This window comes from Paenibacillus kobensis NBRC 15729 (assembly GCF_004000825.1).
Taxonomy (GTDB): domain Bacteria; phylum Bacillota; class Bacilli; order Paenibacillales; family Paenibacillaceae; genus Paenibacillus_T; species Paenibacillus_T kobensis.
In genome coordinates, this window is sequence record NZ_BILZ01000116.1 from 1 (window position 1) to 5298 (window position 5298).

Sequence of the window (5298 nt, forward strand, 5' to 3'; positions counted from 1 at the left end):
GCGGCCTTCGCCGCTGCCCGCTGCGCCGCCACGGCCCGCTGCAGCACCGCCGCGTCCAGCAGCAGCTGCTCCTCCGCGTCCCGGCCGGCCATCGCGGCCGAAGCCGCCGGCTGCTTTACGCTTCGCCGGTCCGCGGCCTGCGCCGCCGCTGAAATCGCCGAATCCGCGGAAGCCGTTGCTTCGTGGCTTCATGTCGACCATTTCGAAATCGATCGTATAGTCTTCCATATTCACGCCCGCTACGCGGATCTTCACTTCGTCGCCGATCCGGTACACCTTCGACGTCCGCTCGCCGATCAGCACCATGTGCAACTCGTGGAAATGATAATAGTCGTCCGTCAGTTGACTCAGCCGAATCAGACCGTCGACCGTGTTGTCCAACTCGACGAACATGCCGAAGCTCGTAATGCTGCTGACAATACCGTCGAACTCTTCGCCGATCTTATCGAGCATGTACTCGCATTTCTTCAGCTTGTCGGTGTCGCGCTCCGCATCGACCGCGACGCGCTCCCGCTCTGACGATTGCTGTGCAATGTCCGGCATCCGCGCTCCGAGATCCTCCACTCGTTTCTCCGGCAGCATGCCGCCGTTCTCGAACACCTCGCGCATCACGCGGTGGATGACCAAGTCCGGATACCGCCGAATCGGCGACGTGAAGTGCGAGTAGAACTCCGCCGCAAGGCCGAAGTGACCGAGGCATTCCGCATCGTACTTCGCCTGCTTCATCGACCGGAGCATCATCGTCGAGATGACCGTCTGCTCCTTCGTTCCTTGAATCTCTTCGAGCAGAGTCTGCAGCGCACGCGGATGAACCGTGTTGCCTTTACCTTTCACCACATAGCCGAAATTCGAGACGAGTTGCATGAAGTGCAGCAGCTTCTCGCCGTCCGGATTCTCGTGAATCCGGTACAGGAACGGAACGCGCAGCCAATGGAAGTGCTCCGCTACCGTTTCGTTCGCCGCGAGCATGAACTCTTCGATAATCATCTCCGCGATCGAACGGTCGCGTTTAATAATATCGTATGGCTTGCCTTGCTCATCGACGAGCACCTTCGACTCCTGGAAGTCGAAATCGATCGCACCGCGCTTCATCCGGTTCTTCCGCAGCTTCATCGCGAGCTCTTCCATCACCGAGAACATGTCCAGCAGTCCGGCGTAGCGCTCCTTCAGCTCCGTCTCCGGCTCTTCCTCGGTCGCCGTCAGAATCCGCTTCACGTTCGTATACGTCATCCGTTCCGTCGTCCGAATGACGCTCGTGAACACCTCATGGCGCACCCGCTTCAGCGTACTCGGATCGAACTCCATCTCACAGGACAGCGTCAGCCGGTCGACCTGCGGATTGAGCGAGCAAATGCCGTTCGACAGACGGTGCGGCAGCATCGGAATAACCCGGTCAACAAGGTACACGCTGCATCCGCGGCGGTACGCTTCTTGGTCGAGCGCCGAGCGCTCACGCACATAGTAGCCGACGTCCGCAATGTGGACACCCAGCTTGTAGTTGCCATTCTCCAGCCGAACGACATGGACCGCATCGTCGAGGTCCTTCGCATCTTCGCCGTCGATCGTTACGATCGTCTCGCCGCGAAGGTCGCGCCGTCCTTGCTCCACGATCTCTTCCTCGGTGATCGAGTCCGGTGCAGCCTCCGCTTCCGCCATCACTTCGTCCGGGAACCCTTCCGGCAATTGATGCTTGCGAATGATCGACAAAATATCGACGCCCGGATCATCCTTATGGCCGAGCACTTCGATCACTTCACCCTGCGCTGCCGAACGGCCTTCCGGATACTCCGTAATGCGGACGACAACCTTTTGCCCCGATACCGCTCCGCCGAACGCTCCCTTCGGAACGAAAATATCGCGGTTAATCCGCTTATCATCCGGCAGCACGAACGCATAAGCTTCGTGATTATCGAACGTGCCGACGACCTGCGTCACCGCACGTGTCACGACACGCACGACCTCGCCTTCCATACGGCCGCCGCCCTCGCTCTGCGAGGTTACGCGGACGAGCACGATATCGCCATTCATGGCGCTCTTCAAATCGTTCGCATGCAAATAAACATCCGGATGCTCTTTCTCCTCCGGTATGAGGAACGCAAAGCCCTTGGCATGCGCCTGCACGCGGCCGCGCACGAGGTTCATCCGCTCGATGACGCCGTAGCGGTCGTTGCGAGTACGGATAATTTTGCCTGCTTCCTCTAATTCGTTAAGCAGAATAAGGAACGAACGGAACTCATCTGCTCCCTCGATACCAAAATGCTGCTCCAATTCTTGATAAGTCATCGGCTTGTACGCCGTTTCTCTCATAAAATCAAGTAAGTCCTGCTCTAAGCTCATGATTCCTCCGCTCCCGGCTTAACCGCCGGGTACCTTATAGTCCGACAATAAAGGATATTTTTTCATATACCATTCAGTATACACGAAACCGATACCCTTCATCCGCAATTACAAAAAAATTGAACCGCATCAAGCCCGCCGCCGTCCCGCTGCAGGTCTGGATTCGTTCTTTAGAAACCTAGACTTCCATGTCACGAAGCAACCGCCAGAAGGGGATCCAGAGGCCTGTTTTCGAAAAGATGACGCCCTCGTTTTCGCCGTGTCTTTCGCCTCTTTCGCTACGGTTCGATTTCGTCCTGTAGTCCACTGTTCCAATAATAGGAAGCCCATTTACAATACTTTATGAAAGCGTTTTACTATAGCGCTTATTCCACAAATGTCAGGAGGCATGTTATGTTCCGTTCCGCCTTAACCGTCAGACGGCCAATGCGCCGTCTGCTGACAGCGGCGCTCGCGCTGCTAGTCGCCCTTCCTCTTTTGCCTCAGCATCCCACTCCCGCCTACGCCGCTTCCCCCCGCCAAATGGAGCTGCTCAACCGCGGACTTGTCGCCGTCAAAGTGAGCAACGGCGTATTTTTAAGCTGGCGGCTGCTCGGCACTGAACCGCTCTCCACCAACTTCAACGTGTACCGCAACGGGACGCTGATTACAAGCACACCGGTTACCGGCAGTACGAATTTCGTCGATACCGCTGGAACAGCAAGCTCCTCCTACACGGTATCGCCCGTCGTGAACGGACAAACGCAATCGGCCTCTCCCGCCGCTTCGGTGTGGAACAACAATTATTGGAACATCCCCATCCAGAAGCCGGCAGGAGGAACAACGCCAGATGGCGTCAGCTACACGTACAGCGCCAATGATGCCAGCGTTGGCGATTTGGACGGCGACGGCGATTACGAGATTGTGTTGAAATGGGATCCGTCCAATTCCAAGGACAACTCGCAATCCGGCTACACCGGCAACGTCTATCTGGACGCTTATGAGCTCAGCGGTACCCGCCTATGGAGGATCGATCTGGGCCGCAACATTAGAGCCGGTGCGCATTATACGCAGTTCCTTGTCTATGACTTCGACGGGGACGGCAAAGCCGAAGTCGTCTGCAAAGCAGCGGACGGCACGAGGGATGCGGCAGGCACCGTCATCGGCAATGCTGCCGCGGATTACCGCAATTCAAGCGGCTACGTGCTGAGCGGGCCGGAGTACTTGACGGTCTTCGGCGGGGACGGCCGGATCAAGACGACCGTTAGCTATGAACCGGCGCGCGGCACTGTCTCCAGCTGGGGCGACAGCTACGGCAATCGGGTCGACCGTTTTCTAGCCGGCGTCGCCTACCTCGACGGCGTACGCCCCAGCATCGTCATGGCGCGGGGCTATTATACGCGAACCGTTCTCGCAGCCTATGATTGGCGCAACGGATCGCTTACGAAGCGGTGGACGTTCGACTCGAACAGTTCCGGCAACAACGCATACGCCGGCCAAGGCAATCATCAATTAAGCGTGGCGGATATCGATAACGACGGGAAGGACGAAATCGTCTACGGCTCTATGGCGGTCGACGACAACGGAGCGAAGATGTATGCCACCGGTCTTGGGCATGGCGATGCGATGCATTTGGGCGACCTGAACCCGAATCGTCCGGGACTGGAGTCGTACGGCGTCCATGAAATTACGAGCGCTGCTTACGGCGCTGAAATTCACGATGCGGCGACCGGCCAGATTTTATGGGGACAATATACTGGCGCCGATACAGGCCGGGGGCTTACCGGCGATATCGATCCGCGTTACCCAGGGGAAGAGCTGTGGGCGTCTAACGGCGTCGGCGTTCACTCCGTTACCGGCGTGTCTATTTCGTCTTCAACGCCTTCGATTAACTTCGCGATCTGGTGGGATGGCGACCTGCTGCGCGAGCTGCTAGACCATACCAGTGCCGGCGTCGGCAAAATAGACAAATGGAACTATTCGAGCAGCAGCGTATCGAATCTGCTGACCGCCACAGGTACCCATTCGAACAACAGTACGAAAGGCAATCCGACCCTTCAGGCCGACCTGATCGGCGATTGGCGCGAAGAAGCGATTTGGCGGACCGACGACAGCAGCGCGCTTCGCTTATATACGACGACAGCCGTTACGAGCACCAAGCTTCATACGCTCATGCATAATTCCGTTTACCGGCTGGGCATTGCCTGGCAGAACGTCGCTTATAACCAGCCGCCTCACACCAGCTACTTCCTCGGCGACGGGATGCAGACGCCTCCCCAGCCGAATATCTACACGGCCGGTTCTCCGGCCACGCCGACGAATCCGCCGACGGATCCGCCGCCGACAACGGGAGGCGGCAACTCCGGCTTAGCCGTCCAGTACCGGGCTAACGACACGAATGGATCGAACAATTCGGCAAGCCCGCATTTTATGATTACGAATGGAGGGTCTGCTGCTGTCGACTTAAGCACGGTGAAGCTCCGCTACTATTTCACGAAAGATAACGACACCGCCTTCAGTTCCTTCTGCGACTGGGCGCAAGTCGGCTGCGACAACATTCAAGCAAGCTTCGTCCCGATGAGCAAGCAAACCTCTTCGGCGGATACTTATCTAGAAATATCCTTCAAGCCGAGTGTCGGTTCTGTTGCGCCAGGCGCGAACAGCGGTCCGATTCAAGCCCGCTTCAGCAAGACCGATTGGTCGAACTTTAACGAAGCGAACGACTATTCATTCGATGGCGCCACAATCAATTTCGCTAACGCAGCTAACGTCACGCTGTATGTGAGCGGCACCCTCGTCTGGGGAGTCGAGCCGTCTTAACGGCATAATGACAAGACCCTCTGCCCTCTCTGTCCGGGAGAAGACAGCAGGGTCTTTTGCCCATTCTAGCTCTTGGCTCTGGCACTTGGCACTTGGCTCTTGGCTCTTGGCTCTTGGCTCTTGGCTCTTGGCTCTTGGCTCTTGGCTCTTGGCTCTTGGCTC

At 57.4% G+C, this 5298-nt stretch carries 2 protein-coding genes and 1 pseudogene; 2 read left to right on the plus strand and 1 reads right to left on the minus strand.

Annotated features, from left to right (window positions below; translation table 11 throughout):
• Positions 1–2337: ribonuclease R (rnr, locus tag PKO01S_RS28155; protein WP_127534756.1), on the minus strand; the 2337-nt coding region annotated here is incomplete at its 3' end.
• A gap of 393 nt (positions 2338–2730) precedes the next feature.
• On the opposite strand from rnr, the pseudogene PKO01S_RS28160 reads away from it, so the two are divergent.
• Positions 2731–4611 (plus strand): annotated as a pseudogene (locus PKO01S_RS28160) (rhamnogalacturonan lyase); the annotation flags it as partial.
• Positions 4603–5136: a cellulose binding domain-containing protein gene (locus tag PKO01S_RS29850; RefSeq protein WP_407669725.1), complete on the plus strand. Its 534-nt coding sequence runs from the start codon at positions 4603–4605 to the stop codon at positions 5134–5136. The pseudogene PKO01S_RS28160 and the gene PKO01S_RS29850, both read left to right, overlap by 9 nt.
• The last annotated feature ends 162 nt before the right edge of the window (positions 5137–5298 follow it).